At 64.1% G+C, this 13,327-nt stretch carries 13 protein-coding genes and 1 pseudogene; 4 read left to right on the top strand and 10 right to left on the bottom strand.

Annotated elements, in window-relative coordinates:
- Window positions 1-83: 83 nt before the first annotated feature.
- The 3 genes from EKH81_RS03935 to EKH81_RS03925 form a co-directional block, all read right to left on the bottom strand.
- A complete protein-coding gene (locus EKH81_RS03935) occupies window positions 84-812 on the bottom strand; it encodes a DUF4013 domain-containing protein (protein WP_162224473.1) in 729 nt (242 codons plus the stop codon).
- Window positions 813-924: 112 nt separating this feature from the next.
- Entirely contained in the window at window positions 925-3,039 is a 2,115-nt protein-coding gene (rqcH, locus tag EKH81_RS03930; RefSeq protein WP_162224472.1) for a ribosome rescue protein RqcH, read from the bottom strand.
- A 306-nt stretch (window positions 3,040-3,345) separates the two neighbouring features.
- Entirely contained in the window at window positions 3,346-3,933 is a 588-nt protein-coding gene (locus EKH81_RS03925) for a hypothetical protein (protein WP_162224471.1), read from the bottom strand.
- A gap of 357 nt (window positions 3,934-4,290) precedes the next feature.
- On the opposite strand from EKH81_RS03925, the gene EKH81_RS03920 reads away from it, so the two are divergent.
- Window positions 4,291-4,653: a DUF5518 domain-containing protein gene (locus tag EKH81_RS03920; protein WP_162224470.1), complete on the top strand. Its 363-nt coding sequence runs from the start codon at window positions 4,291-4,293 to the stop codon at window positions 4,651-4,653.
- Between the two features lie 50 nt (window positions 4,654-4,703).
- Here EKH81_RS03920 and EKH81_RS03915 read toward each other — a convergent pair whose 3' ends face one another.
- The 7 genes from EKH81_RS03915 to sugE form a co-directional block, all read right to left on the bottom strand.
- Window positions 4,704-5,354, bottom strand: coding sequence for a DUF2238 domain-containing protein (locus EKH81_RS03915; RefSeq protein ID WP_368407691.1), 651 nt, complete (start codon window positions 5,352-5,354; stop codon window positions 4,704-4,706).
- Entirely contained in the window at window positions 5,351-5,971 is a 621-nt protein-coding gene (locus EKH81_RS03910) for a hypothetical protein (protein WP_162224469.1), read from the bottom strand. Before EKH81_RS03910 ends, EKH81_RS03915 begins: the two co-directional genes overlap by 4 nt.
- Before the next feature lie 118 nt (window positions 5,972-6,089).
- Entirely contained in the window at window positions 6,090-7,745 is a 1,656-nt protein-coding gene (locus EKH81_RS03905) for a tRNA uridine(34) 5-carboxymethylaminomethyl modification radical SAM/GNAT enzyme Elp3 (protein WP_162224468.1), read from the bottom strand.
- Between the two features lie 338 nt (window positions 7,746-8,083).
- Entirely contained in the window at window positions 8,084-10,156 is a 2,073-nt protein-coding gene (locus EKH81_RS03900; RefSeq protein ID WP_162224467.1) for a DHH family phosphoesterase, read from the bottom strand.
- A gap of 56 nt (window positions 10,157-10,212) precedes the next feature.
- Entirely contained in the window at window positions 10,213-10,422 is a 210-nt protein-coding gene (locus EKH81_RS03895; RefSeq protein WP_162224466.1) for a hypothetical protein, read from the bottom strand.
- Between the two features lie 35 nt (window positions 10,423-10,457).
- On the bottom strand, window positions 10,458-10,715 hold the full coding sequence (locus tag EKH81_RS03890; protein ID WP_162224465.1) for a DdfA family disk-determining factor: 258 nt from the start codon (window positions 10,713-10,715) through the stop codon (window positions 10,458-10,460).
- 62 nt (window positions 10,716-10,777) lie between these two features.
- A complete protein-coding gene (gene sugE / locus EKH81_RS03885; protein ID WP_162224464.1) occupies window positions 10,778-11,098 on the bottom strand; it encodes a quaternary ammonium compound efflux SMR transporter SugE in 321 nt (106 codons plus the stop codon).
- Window positions 11,099-11,606: 508 nt separating this feature from the next.
- Between sugE and EKH81_RS03880 the strand changes: the two genes are divergently transcribed.
- From EKH81_RS03880 to EKH81_RS03870, 3 genes and pseudogenes are all read left to right on the top strand, one after another.
- Window positions 11,607-12,086: a DUF309 domain-containing protein gene (locus EKH81_RS03880; RefSeq protein WP_162224463.1), complete on the top strand. Its 480-nt coding sequence runs from the start codon at window positions 11,607-11,609 to the stop codon at window positions 12,084-12,086.
- Window positions 12,087-12,241: 155 nt separating this feature from the next.
- Complete coding sequence (locus tag EKH81_RS19245) at window positions 12,242-12,943, top strand: DUF7344 domain-containing protein (RefSeq protein WP_202935048.1); 702 nt, start codon at window positions 12,242-12,244, stop codon at window positions 12,941-12,943.
- Between the two features lie 78 nt (window positions 12,944-13,021).
- Window positions 13,022-13,327: pseudogene (locus tag EKH81_RS03870) on the top strand (succinylglutamate desuccinylase); the annotation flags it as partial.

Genomic DNA, 13,327 nt, shown 5'->3' with positions numbered 1-13,327 from the left:
CCCGGGCCGGATAGGAGAGCGCGTCTCGGAACACGGTAGAGGATTCGGCGGCAGAAAGTTAGGTCTGGCTACCGTTCGGGGAGTTAGGCCGCGGGCCGCCGGTCTTCATCGACGGTTTCCCGGCGGCCGGTTCCGGTCGCGTCGCGGTAGGCCTGCCCGTAGAGCGCGAACGCGACCACGTCCAGGTAGAACACCGCGAAGGGTATCAGCGCCCACCCGACGAAGGGAATCGACGCGAGGCCGCTGACGAGCGCACCGCCGACCACGAGGACGACGAGCGCGACCAGCCAGCCGGTCGCGTACGATTCGGTCGTGACGACGCGCCGAATGGCTCGGAGTTCGAACGCCGCGCCGAGGCGACCTTCGAGCGCGAGTCGGGCGAGCGCGGCAGGCAGGGCGTACCACGCGAGGAGCCCCGTAATCGCGGCGAGCGCGAACCCGCCGAGAATGACGACCAGACCGAGCGCGTTGGGTCCGACCGCCGCGACGGGGTCGGCCGCGGTCGTCGAAGTCGTCTCGACGGAGACGAGCAGAACGCTCGCGGTCACCGCAATCAGCAGCGCCACCGGAACGACCAGATACGCCAGCGTGACCGCGATTGCCTTCAGGCCCTCGGCGAACAGGTCGCCCCAGTCGTCGAACGACGGCGCGGGGTCGCGCGAGTTCGTTCGGACGAGGACCCGCTGGAGGTAGCCCGCGACGAAAACCGCGGGAATCAGCAGCCACGCGAACAGCGTGAGGACGCCACCCACGAGTATCGTCTCGGTTCCGTCGTCGCTCTCCACGAGATATTTTACGGCTGTTTCGAACATGAGTGTCTCCGAGCAGCGGCTTCGAGAAAGCGGCTCGCTCGCCTCATAGACGCTCGCTACCGGCTTAATCGTTGCGTGACTTCGAGAAGCAAGCGACGGCGTGTCGCGGTCGCTACTCGTCTTTCATCCGACTCCCGCCCGGCGGCAGGAACTCCTGAATCAGGTCGGGACTCGCCACTTTCCGGACGAACGAGGTGTCGGCGAACCGCTCGCGGAACGCCCGGTAGATGCGCTTTGCGGCGTCGTTCTGGGCGTACCGGCCGGGTTCGACCTCGACGTGGGCTTCGACCTGTGGAACCACGGCTTCGGGCGGCCCGCCGAGGACGCGGGTGTGGGGTTCGCACGCGATGCCGACCGCGACCCCGACCGGCACGTCTCTGAAGTAGGTTCGGTCGCCCCGGATGGCGAACCCGCCCTTTTCGAGGTACTCGCCGCTCTCGGGCGTCTTGCTCACCTGGTCGGGCGTGACCATGTAGGCGTCCCCGGCGAATCGGCCGTCCTTCCAGACCGACGAGTAGGAGACCGCGAACTGGGCGGCCTGCCGTTTGCTCTCTTCGGGCACGTCCACGTCGCGGGACGGTTCGCTCGGGTCGGAGGTCTTGAGAATCGTGACCGGGCCGCCGTGGGCCTGAGCGTGGAAGAACAGGTCGTAGCCGTCCATGTACTTCTGGACCAGTTCCTCGTTCTGGTCGGCGTTCCGGCCGCCGATGACCAGAAAGCCGTCCGAGGTTCGGAACCACCGGAATCGCTCGTACCACTGCTCTTGCTTTCGAATCGGAATCGAGGCTCGGGTCAGCCAGTCGATGTCCTCGCGGTCGCCGTCCTCGTCGTCGTCCGCACCGTCTTCGTCGTCGGTCTCCCACTCGTCCCTCCGTTGCTTCGCGGCTTCGAGGTCCTCGCGGGTGTTCTCGATAGCGGCCTTCGCGCCCTCCTTCTTCTCCTCGATGCGCTTCGCCTCGGTGTAGAGGCGGTCGGCGTTCTTCTCGACGCCCGTTTTAGCGTCGAGTTCGACCGGGGTGCCGTCGAGTTCGACCGTAACGGTTCCGGTCTCGGGGTTCACGCCCTGCACGGCTTCGGCGGCGTCGATTCCGCGCTCGGCACCCTCCGCGAATCGGGTCTCGATTTCCTCCCACGAGGTGCCCTCGTCGAGCGCGTTCTGAACCGTGGTGAGAATCTCGTCCGCGAGACCGTAGTGGGCGTAGAGCGACTCGGCCTTCTCGCGCTCGGCGTCGGCCTGCTCGTCGAACCCCTCGATGGCCTGCTCTTGCTGCTGGATGATGCGCTGTTGTTTCTCGATTTCGGCCTCGAAGTCGGGGCGCTGCTGGCCGACCGCGCCCGCCTCGTCGCCGGGACCGTCGCCCTCGAAATCGACGTTGGTGAAGTAGTAGTCGAGCGCGCCGTTGAACGTCTCGAACGCCTCGGCGTCGAGGTCGGCGTACTCGTCGAGCGGAAACGGGGTCACGTCCACGAGTCGGTCGTCCTCGCGGTACACTCGGGGGTCGAATCGCCCCTCGCGGACCGGCCCGGCGAGGCGCTCGATGGCGTCGAAGATGGCCTCGTAGTCGGACTCGTCGGCGTCGGCGATGTCTTTCTCCTTCTCGACACCCGCGCGGGTGCAGATTTCCTCGGCGTAGAGTCCGCCGAAGTTGAGTTGGGTCGCGAGCGTGCGCACGAGGTCGGTGTCCGAGTCGTCCATGAAGGCCGCCAGCGTCTCGTAGTCGATGTCGAGCGGATTGATGCGCTCGTCGGGGAACTCGTACTGGCTTCCCGGCGCGACGGTCCGGGACTTGAGTCGCACGGTGTCGAGCGAGTCGATGACCTCGCGATTCTCGTCCAAGACGGCGATGTTGCCCTGCCCGAACAGTTCGGCGACGATAGTGGTGTCGCCGTCCTCGCGCTCGAAGTCGAACTGGAGGATGCGGTCGAACCCGTACTGCTCGACGCCCGCGAAGTCCGCGCCCGACAGCCGATTCCGGAGCATCTTCGCGAAGTTGGGGGGGCGACCCGGCGCGTCGGGGACGTTCTCGGGTGCGGAGACGTGCGCGCGCTTCGTCTCGCCGACTTCTACGAGGAGTTCGACCCGCCCGCGGTCAAAGTCGCGCATCTTGAGTCGCAGGAGGTCGTCGCCGTAGAGGTACGCCTTGTCGAGTTTCGACCCCTCGTACGCGCCGAGTTCCGCGACCACGGCGGCGAGGTCGATGCTCGACAGTTCCCGCTTCTGGTCCATGCTACGTGATTTTCTGTTGTCGGGGAAAGGTGTGTCGTTACAGTGAGGCCGAGACACTCGGTGAAATCCCGACGAGGAATAGAGTGGCACGTATAGTACTGTTGACCAGGTTCGGGAGAGTGCTCGACTCTACAGGAAAGCTATCGGTTTCACTCCGATTCAGGATCTCCTTTCTCGACGGTAATGTAGGGACGATAAACAATGCTGGAACCGAGTACGGGATGACTCCCCCGAGGGAAACGCGCCTCGGGAGCGTAGCGTCTATACGGCTATCGGCCGCATCGAACTATTTTGCCGAAATCCGCGCTACTCCTCTCCTTCGAGTTCCCACGAGATGTCCTTCTCCTGCCATCCATTCGTGGGATGGTAGTACTCGACAGTGATGTCCGCTTCGACAATGACCATCGCCGTCGAACCCCAGACGACCTGCTCTCGTGAAACGGAACCGGAGAATTTGAGCGGTTTGACACCAACGCTCAGGTACTCGTTCGTCTCGCAATCGTCGGAGGTCACTAGACCGTACGTTTGGTTGAGGGCGGTAACCGTGACTTCCCATTCACAGGTGTCGGGACAATCTTTGACATTGAACTCGAACGTTACTCCCTCCCACGTGAAACCGGGAGTCCAGTGGAGTCCACCGTTGCCGGGACAGTGAGACTGCGTCGTCAGTGGTTTATCTTCAGGCACATCCCATTCGAGATCCTGCCCTTCGTAAACCGTGAACGAACTCACATTTTCGTAGCTGTCTGGCACTTCTACGGATTTGCCCTCCTCTTTTTCGGTAGTCTCAGTCGTATTCTCCTCTGCTGCTGTCGTGCCTGTTAGACCAGTCAGACCGACCGCGGATCCGCCGATCAGCTTCAGGGTTCTTCTCCGAGACGTTTGTTTCGACATTGCATTTGTTAAATACAGTCTTTGCTAATAAAGTTTTATATTCGTTCCTAGTATTAAATATTAGATTCTCGGCAGCGAATTAATATCGGCTGTTCAGACCGTAGTCGGTACCTGTGCAACCCCGCGAGAATCGGAGTATCTGGTGAGAACGCGGGCAACGGTGACTGGTAGTCTTTGCCCGATAGTCCGAAGCCAAAATGCTTATTCGGAACGTTGGTTTCCTCTCGACGCTTGCCAATCTATCAGTCTCCGGAGGTTGGAAAACATATTTAATGCAGGACACAGAATACTACATTCCGGGAAATTATGCTCTCCAAAGACAATGAATTATCTCGATGGCTTCATGGACTCATCAGTGTGGATGTCCTCCTCGGTCTCGCTTCGATACCCTTCACGGTGGTACTAACGTCCGACCCATCCTTACTCGAAATGAGTCCGGTACTCGTCGCTGGATTCGCATCAGGGCTGTACTACGGGTCACAATCGAAGTCGGTGAGACGTGCCGGCTTTCGAACGGGAGCCGTGGGTAGCATACCGGTTCTCTGGACCTCGGTGGACTTCGTCTCCTCGGAGATTTTGGCGTCGTTGGACAGTCTAGCGTTCGTGGTAGCCGTCGGGACCCTGTGGTTCGTCTTCGCCATGATAGTTAATGCGCTCGGTGCGGCGCTCTGCGCGATGGCCGGAGGCTGGGTATCACGCACAGTCTCGGGGTCTGCGTAGAGGTACCACTCGCGGGGGGAATCGCACTTGCGGCGTCGATTCGCTCGGAGTTACTCCGTCGCGAACAGGCGTTCTCTGAGACGCTCGGCGACTCCCGTGAGGTGGACCTGCCCGAAGAACGCCACGAGTAGCGCGCCGAGCGAATTGAACATCAGGTCACGGATGGTGTCGTCGAGGCCGTGCTGGGCGAGCGGCATCGTGACGCCCGTCGAGTCCGCCACCACGTCGAGGCCGAACTCGAACAGTTCCCAGACGACGCCGAACGACAGGACGACGACGAGGATGTAGACGAACGCGAATCTGGCCGGAATGGTAATCTCGTCGCTGTGGAGGTCGAGCGACCGCGCGGTGATGTATCCGGCCGCCGCGACCAGCGACGCCGACATCGAGTGCGTGAGGTGGTCCCACCACCCGATTTGGCCGTACAGTCCCGCCGACCCGAGCGTGTGGAGAAACACCGCGGTCGTAATCCACAGACCGAGCCACGGGTCGAGCGGAATCTCGTAGTTGCGTTCGAGTACCGCCGGGAGGGTCGTGACGGCGAGACCGATGCCGCCGTTGACGATGGCCTTCGGTTGGGCGGCGACCCCGTCCCAGACGATTCCCAGCGCGCCGTACCCGACGATTCCGAGCAACACGATTTGCATCGCTCGCGTGAGTCGTCGCTGATTCAGCGCCGAGGGGCGTGGCAGCAGCATCATCGGCGAATCATCCCGTTGATAGCCCGCCAGAGTTGGCGGTCGCGTCGTCTGAAGTAGGCGTCGAACAGGACACCGGCCGCGAATCCCGCCAGCGTCACCCAGACGAACTCGACCATGAGCGCCTCGTTCGTGGAGAGGTACGACGTGCCGAGCATGCGGTCGAAGTTCCATCGCACGATAGCCCACGCGGCGACGGACGCCATCGTCGTCATCGCGACGAACGTGACCGCGAACCAGTGGGTCACGTCGAGCGACGTGAACATGTGGAGTTCGACGGTCACGACCAGCGCGAGTCCGGCGACCGAGAGGTAGTACGCGAACAGGCCGAGCTCGCCGCCGGACAGTCCCCGAACGAGGATGGGAAGGAGCGCCAGCGCGAGGAGTTCCCACGGCAACATCACGCGCCAGTCGCGGTACGCGACCGGTGGGACGAGGACCACCGCGCCCGCGGCGGCGACGAACGTCATCCAAAGGCGGTCGAACTCGACTACGCTCTCGACGAACACCAGCGCGAGCACGCCGACCAGGAGCCACGACAGGGCGGCGTTGGTCCGACCGCTCCGGAACAGGCGTTCGAAGATGTCCTCGGGGTCGCGCGGTACCGACCGGTCGTTCATCGCTCGCTCACCGTTTTCATGGCCGGATACGAGGGAGAAGGCGTCAATAAACCCGGCGGTTCGTCTGATTTCGCGCGCTTTTTCGGGGTGAATCCGAGGTCCCGGACTGAACGCCCCGTCACACCCGCTTGCTCACGTACGGGCCGTCCTGATGGTAGCCGAGTTTGTTCCGGTAGTACTCGCGCGCGCCGATGCCCGAAATCACGCTGACCTTCTCGTAGCCCGCGTCCGCCGCCATCTCCTCGGCCTTCCGAAGGAGCTTCTTGCCGTACCCCTTGTGCTGCCAGTCGTGGCTCTCGCCGCCGACTTCGACCATCGGGCCGTAGACGTGAAGCTCTCGAACCAACGCCGCGTTCTCCAACTCTCGCCGAACCGGGTCGCCGGGGAATCGGAGCCGACAGAACCCGACGAGAAGGTCCTTCTCGGGGTCCTCGTAGCTGATGAAGTGTTCGGTGCCTCCGGCGGCCTCGTAGGTCAGCACGTCGAGTTCGACGTTCTCGGGGTCCTCGTCGTTCATCCCGACCTCTCGGCATCGAATGCAGTCGCAGGTCCAGCCGTGGTCGTCCATCTTCTGTCGCGCTAGCTGTCGGAGGTTCGACTTCCAGACTCCGGCGTCGATGAAGTCGGCCGGGATGTCGCGCTGGACGCGCTGGAGTCGGGTGTACTTCGGAATCATCGACTTGATTTCGGCGACGAGTTCGGCGGCCTCCTCGTTCCGAAGCGGTTCGTACTCGTCGCGATGCCACCAGTCGTAGGTCGCGGTGCCCCGGACGACCAGCGTGGGGTAGATTTTGAGGTAGTCGGGCCGCCACTTCTCGTCCTCGAACAGGCGACGGAAGTCTTCGAGGCACATCTCCTTGCTCATTCCGGGCTGGCCGGGCATCATGTGGAAGCCGACCTTGAACGCCGCGTCCCGGAGTCGCTGATTCGCGTCGATGGACGCCTGCGCGCCGTGGCCCCGATGCATCTCGCGGTTGATTCGCTCGTAGGTGGTCTGGACGCCGACCTCGACCTTCGTTCCTCCGAGGTCGAGCATCCGGTCGATTTGCTCGGGGTCACACCAGTCGGGCTTGGTCTCGAACGTGGTGCCGATGTTCCGGATGTCGTTCGTCTCGTTCTCCGCGATTACGTCTTCGAGATAGCGGAACTCGGCGTTTTCGGGGTCTTGGGCGAAGCTCTCGCCCTGGGCTGGCTGGGGTTCGGCGTCGGTGTCGTAGTCGTTCATCGCCTCCAGCGCGCGCTTGACGAACCACTCCTGATAGTCGTGGCTCCGGGCGGTCATCGTCCCGCCCATCAGGATGAGTTCGACCTTATCGACCGGGTGGCCGATTTCCCGGAGTTGGTGGAGTCGCAGGGTCACCTGCCCGTAGGGGTCGTAGTCGTTCTGGACCCCGCGCGCGGCGGCTGGCTCGTGGCCGGTGTAGCTCTGGGAGGACGAGAACTCCGACCCCGGCCCGCCGGGACAGTAGAGGCACTTGCCGTGCGGGCACTGGTGGGGACTCGTCATGATGGCGACCGGCGAGACGCCCGACGCGGTTCGGACGGGCTTGCGCTGGAGGACCGCCTGTAAGTCCTCGCGGTGCTCCTCGGGCGCGTAGTCGAACAGTTCGGAGTTCTTCGGCACCTTCGGTGCCGAGAACTCCGAGCAGACTTCGAGCTTCTCGCTTTCGAGGTCGTCGCGTTCCACGTCGCCCGCGAGGATGCGCTCGACCAGTTCCTCGCAGACTCGCTCGAACGCCTCGGTCTCGGTGGCGTCCGGCGTCTCGGTACTCATTACGTGGTATTTGGTCGATTGGTCGGGATAAGGGTGTCGTCTACGTGCAGTAGTGATTGTGTCACGGACTATCGTTGAGTAGAACTACAAGAAGGTTCCCAAAATGACGACCGTGCGGTTTCAGTATCGGTTGTGTCTCCGAAAGCCCCCGCCCGCTCGCGGTCGCTCCGCGAGATATTCAGGCCTCTCCGCACTGCCCGGCCTGAATAGTTGCTCGCGGAGGCGACTGAAATGAACGCGACCGGACGGCCCCTTTCAGTCCACCCACAGGTGGTTTGGTCAGCACACACGTCGAAAACTTCCCACACAAAAAGCGACCCAAAAACCGAAAATCCGACTTACAGCCGTTCCGCGATGGCCGCGACCACGGCGTCGAGCGCCGCCTCGCGCTCGCCGACGAGGAAGTCGATGGTGCCGTCCTGCGTGCCGCGCGCGACGATGCCCGCGTTCGGGGCCTGTTCGCTCGCGGCCGCGGCGACCTCCCGAGAGTTCACGCGGTCGTCGCTTCGGACGTAAATTTCGTCCTCGTCAACGCCGATGGTGACGTGCGTGTCGCCCGGGGCTTCGTCGGCCCCGACCTTCCGGCGGTGGAGTTCGTCGAGCAGGAGCGGCGTCGGCGGGAAGTCGAATCGGTGGGTGAACGAATCGGCGTCGAGAACCGTGAAGGAGACGCCGTTCTCGCCGCGAATCGAGAGATTCGGCTCCACCGTGTCGAGTTCGACTCCGAGTTTCTGACGGAACTGCTCGGCGACGTGTTCGGCGAGGTCGCGCTTCTCGTGTTCGAACAGCAGGTCGGTGATGAGTTCGCGCTTGTCCTCGTAGGCCTGATAGAACGCTTCGAGCGCGACCGCTTCGCGAAGCGCGGTGGTGTGGTCGTCGTCGTAGCCCGCCTCGCTCGCGAGGTCGGTGTACGCCTCCGGTGCGTCCGCCCAGTAGCTGACCGCCGGGAGGTGCGAGATGCCGCCCCGGACCTTGGTGTTGACGTGGGCCGCGACGTTCGCGCCGAGCGCGCCGACGGTCACGTCCGACCCGTCCGCGCCTTCGAGGTGGGGGTTGACGGCCACGTCGGCGAGGTCGGCGACGCCCTCGTCGGGCGAACTCGCGTCGATGGTGACCCGCGGGGCGTCGTACACGTCGAGGAGTTCGAGTCCGTCGCGCGACTCGTCGGTGCTTCCGGCCGCCGCGAGGACGAACAGCGGAAGCTTCTCGTCGTGACGCTCGCGGTTGCCGAGCATCCGAGTCACGTCCTTGGTCGCGTCGGCCATGTCGTAGTCGCCGCCTTCGAGCGGTCGCCGGTCGAAGAAGTGGTACTCGGCGTCGCTCTTGGCGTGTTCGTCGCGCACGAGCGGGAGGACCGCGCGCTCGATTGCCGCGCCAGCGACGTAGCCGTCGGCGGTCGCGTTGTGCCGGACGATGACCGGTCGGGACTCCATGACCGCACGCCGAATCTCCTCGGCGGCGTCCCGGATGGTGTCGTGGACCGCCGCCACGCCGTCGTGGTCGGCCAGCAGGTCCACGTCGTCGGGTCGGGCCTCGTCGCGAAGCGCGTTTTCGAGTCGCGTCTCGACCGCTTCGCGGTCGTCGTCTTCGAGCTTTTCTAACTCCTCGGTCTCGACCTGTAGCTCGTTGTACCGGAGTTCGACCTCGCCGTCGAGTCGGACGAAGTCGCCCGTCTCGACCTCGGGGTACGCGCGGACGCCCGCCTCCACGAACGCGGCACAATCGACGGTGGCGCTCTCGTCGCGCACTTCGAAGATGGTCGGGCCGCTGGTCTGGCGCGCGCCGACGACTTCGCCCTCGATGCGAACGTCGTCGCCCACGCGGTCGCTCAGCGTCGCGATTTGGACGCGAGATGGTTCCGGTTCGGACTCGGTGGCGGCCGCGCTCGCGCCCGCGCCGTCGGTCGTCGCCTGCTGGCTGTCGTCGGCGCTCTCCTCGGACTCCTCGGCGTCGGCCGTCGAAGTCTTCTCGGTCTGGTCTTCGACCTGCGTCTCGGCCTGCTCGTCGGCGTCGTCGCCCTCGTCGTCCTCGTCGGGGAGGACCGCCCCGCGGTCGGGGTCGTCGAGGAGCTTGCCGCGGAACTCGCGTTCGGACTGGCGGAGCGACCAACCGAGGTCCACGTTGCCGTTGTCGCGCACGCCGGTCACTTGGACGAACACGGTCTCGCCCTGGTCCCAGTCGAGCGAGTCGAGGCGGCGGTCGAGTTCGCTCTTGTGAAGGAGCCCCGTGACTCGGTCGCCGATGTTGACGAAGACGCCGAACTCGGCGAAGCCGTCGACAGTTCCGCTGTAGTACCGTCCGGAAGTCAGTTGCTGCGGTGACGTTCCGGTGAACTCGAAGAGGACGTCCTGCTCGTGGCTCTCACAGATTGCGCCGTTGGCAGAAGCCCCACAGATTACACACGAACCCATATCTTATACGCGGAGAAAATAGCCCCGGCCTAAAACTGTTGTCGAAACAGGTCCGACTACTCCTCGAACGCTTCGACCCCCGGTAACTCCGCGATTCCCTCGTGAGTGCCGACGTACTCGGCGTCCTCGACGGCCGCCTCGAACGCCTCGACGCTCGGATACTCCCGAATCGCGAGCACTCGGCCGTCCTCGACCGCGAACACGATTTCGTCGGTGTCGTCGTCGTGGCGGAAATGGTCTGCCCGCCGCAGTTCGTCGGGTCGCATTCGATACCACCCACGACGCCGAACGGCTTGAACGTTCAGGCGTCCGGGCGCACGACCGACACCGACCCGTCGCCATCGACCGTGACCTCGTACCCGTTGTAGAAGAACACGACGCGACTGTCAGAGCGATTCGAGGCCGGAGCGAACAGTTGGTCGAGCGCGTCCGGGTCCACAACGTCGTACAGCGGTGGCGTCAGTTCCGTCGGCGAGACGCCCTCGACTTCCGCGACCGTCTCGACGATGGATTTGCTGACGCTTTCGTTGGTGTCGACTGCCGACCGAGGTGTTGCCATTGGTACCCACCTATAGCGCGAGTACCTTAAAACATACCGCGAATCGGACAAAAATTTCGGCGTCAGTGCCCTGACGTGAGGTGGAGACCGACGATGCCGACCACGATGACGCCGACGAACCCGACCCGGAGGAGGTCGGCCGACTCGTCGAACAGCACGATGCCGAGCGTGGCGGTTCCGACCGCGCCGATGCCGGTCCAGACCGCGTAGGCGGTACCGACCGGGAGCGTCTCGACCGCTTTCGCCAGCAGGAGCATGCTGATTACGAGCGCGACCACGGTTGCCACCGATGCCCTGACGTTCGTGAATCCGTCGGAGTACTTCAACCCGATTGCCCACATGATTTCGAACAGGCCCGCGACGACCAGCGTTCCCCAAGACATGAATGGCGTAAATTCGATTTTCGCGCGTGTTTAGCTTGCGTTTCGAGACGCCAGCGGTCGGCGTCCGGAAAACCGTAGCTCGGTGACGCAGACCACAGAAATTAGCCGGTGACACGAACCACCGAAATCGGTTGGTGAGACAATTGCAGGGTGGGAATGAAAGGGGCCGCCCGGTCGCGTGCAATTTAGTCGTCTCTGCGGGCCACTATTCGCGCCGAGCGTTGCGGAGAGGCGCGAATATCCCGCAGAGCGACCGCGACCATCGGAAGACAAACCGCGTCTTCCGAGGTCACGTTCGCTTCGCTCACGTGACCGGGCGGGGGCTTTCTGGCTGTTGTTTGCTCTCCTGTGTGTTGTAGTTCGTAAGGATCGAATGGTGGCGTTCTGGCTGTTCTCCATTCCGTGAATCGCGTTCGAAGCGGGTACACAGGGACGTTTCAGCTATCTTCTGCGATTCGAACGCACTTCTCCGACGAAGGTATCCGACTCCGACTCGAAACGAACACCAATGGACGAACACACGCGAGACCCCTCGGTCGGCCCGCCAACGGGGGACCCGACCGGGTGGCGTCCCGACGGCCAGTGGGAACACGCCACGCTCCGGCGGGCCGTGATTCACGGGGTCGCGCTCTTCAACGTCGGGGAGTTCCACGAATCGCACGATTGTTTTGAAGCAGAATGGTACAATTATGGGGGCGGTACCACGGAGAGCGCGTTCCTTCACGGAATGGTGCAGGTCGCGGCGGGCGCGTACAAGCACTTCGACTTCGAGGACGACGGCGGGATGCAGAGCCTGTTTGAGACCGCACTCCAGTACCTCCACGGCGTCCCGCGGGACTTCTACGGCGTGAACGTCCTCGACGTGCGCGAGACCGTGACCGAAGCGCTCGACGACCCCGACGCCCTCCACGGGTGGCGAATCGAACTCGACGGCGAGCGACCGACCGCCGCCGACGCGGACTTCGCGTACGCCGAATCGCTGGAGTGACCGCAGACGACTCAGAAGGGTCGTGTCACCCGTCTCCGACCGCGGTCTCTTCGTCAATTGAAATCGACAACTTATATAATCCGGCACCACTCCTACCGGATAGACAGCGGTCTCCCCGCGACGGGACGCGTCGGCTCGCTGGAACGGAAACGACGATGACCGAACGCCACTTCGACACATTGGCGGACGCCACGCGGTCGGGTGCCGAGGGTGGCGGCCGACTCGACACCGTCTTCGCGGCGGCCGCCGACCGCGACTGTCGGGTCCTGCTTCGGTCGCTGGTCCGGAACCCCGACGACGAGGTCGCGGTCGCCACGCTCGCCGATTGCATCGAGTCGGCCGGTCGGGACTCCGACCGGGACGCCGACCAAATCGCGGCGCGCCTCCATCACACCGTTCTGCCGAAACTCGACGACACGGGCTTTCTCGACTACGACTCCGACTGCGAGACGGTTCGGTATCGGTCGGACGCCACACTCGAAACCGTCCTCGCGACCGTCGAGTCGGACCTCGACGACGCCGGAGACGGTGCCGACCCGCCGTTTTCGGTGACCGGGCTGTTCGACGCGCTCGCCGACCAACGACGGCGACACGCCCTCGTGACGATGCTAGCTCACGGCGACCTCCCGCTCCCTGACCTCGCCGACGAGGTCGCGGTCGCCGAGCGCGACGTGCCCCTCTCTGACATCGACCCCGAGACGGTGTTGGAGGTCTACCTCTCGCTGTACCACACCCACGTCCCGAAACTCGCCGACGTGGGACTCGCGACCTACGACCAGGAGCGCGACTTCGTGGCGCTGACCGACGCGGGCAGTTCGCTCGAACCCACGCTCCGGTCGCTCGCCGACCTCGATTGAGTCGGAGCGGCACACATTTTCTCCACCCGACTCGCGGTTCGAAACGCTCAAGGCCGGACCGGCCTTCGGTTTCGGCCAATGCGAATCGAGCAGTTGGGCGACGGAACGCCGGAGATTGCGGTCGTCGCCGGAATCCACGGCGACGAACCGTGCGGAGTCCACGCGGTCGAACGACTTCTCGCCGACCCGCCGAGCGTCGAGCGACCCGTGAAACTCGTCGTGGCGAACGAGCGCGCGCTGGAGCGGGAGGTCCGGTACACCGACGAGGACCTGAACCGGGCGTTTCCGGGCGACCCGAACGCCGACACTCACGAGGGGCGACTCGCCGCGGGCCGCCGGCCCGCCGGGCCCCGCCCGCACAACCACGCGCGCACCCCACACCCC

This window comes from Halorussus amylolyticus (assembly GCF_004143485.2).
GTDB classification, from domain to species: Archaea; Halobacteriota; Halobacteria; order Halobacteriales; family Haladaptataceae; genus Halorussus; species Halorussus amylolyticus.
The sequence above is the reverse complement of the archived record's forward strand: the minus strand, read 5'-3'. Positions and strand labels throughout refer to the sequence as shown.

What these genes read in the sequence shown, in the direction of transcription:
- EKH81_RS03925 (WP_162224471.1), bottom strand. Translation starts at nt 3,933, where the DNA reads ATGTCGAAACAAACGTCTCGGAGAAGAACCCTGAAGCTGATCGGCGGA.
- EKH81_RS03915 (WP_368407691.1), bottom strand. Translation starts at nt 5,354, where the DNA reads ATGATGCTGCTGCCACGCCCCTCGGCGCTGAATCAGCGACGACTCACG.
- EKH81_RS03895 (WP_162224466.1), bottom strand. Translation starts at nt 10,422, where the DNA reads ATGCGACCCGACGAACTGCGGCGGGCAGACCATTTCCGCCACGACGAC.
- rqcH (WP_162224472.1), bottom strand. Translation starts at nt 3,039, where the DNA reads ATGGACCAGAAGCGGGAACTGTCGAGCATCGACCTCGCCGCCGTGGTC.
- EKH81_RS03880 (WP_162224463.1), top strand. Translation starts at nt 11,607, where the DNA reads ATGGACGAACACACGCGAGACCCCTCGGTCGGCCCGCCAACGGGGGAC.
- sugE (WP_162224464.1), bottom strand. Translation starts at nt 11,098, where the DNA reads ATGTCTTGGGGAACGCTGGTCGTCGCGGGCCTGTTCGAAATCATGTGG.
- EKH81_RS03935 (WP_162224473.1), bottom strand. Translation starts at nt 812, where the DNA reads ATGTTCGAAACAGCCGTAAAATATCTCGTGGAGAGCGACGACGGAACC.
- EKH81_RS03900 (WP_162224467.1), bottom strand. Translation starts at nt 10,156, where the DNA reads ATGGGTTCGTGTGTAATCTGTGGGGCTTCTGCCAACGGCGCAATCTGT.
- EKH81_RS03890 (WP_162224465.1), bottom strand. Translation starts at nt 10,715, where the DNA reads ATGGCAACACCTCGGTCGGCAGTCGACACCAACGAAAGCGTCAGCAAA.
- EKH81_RS03910 (WP_162224469.1), bottom strand. Translation starts at nt 5,971, where the DNA reads ATGAACGACCGGTCGGTACCGCGCGACCCCGAGGACATCTTCGAACGC.
- EKH81_RS19245 (WP_202935048.1), top strand. Translation starts at nt 12,242, where the DNA reads ATGACCGAACGCCACTTCGACACATTGGCGGACGCCACGCGGTCGGGT.
- EKH81_RS03905 (WP_162224468.1), bottom strand. Translation starts at nt 7,745, where the DNA reads ATGAGTACCGAGACGCCGGACGCCACCGAGACCGAGGCGTTCGAGCGA.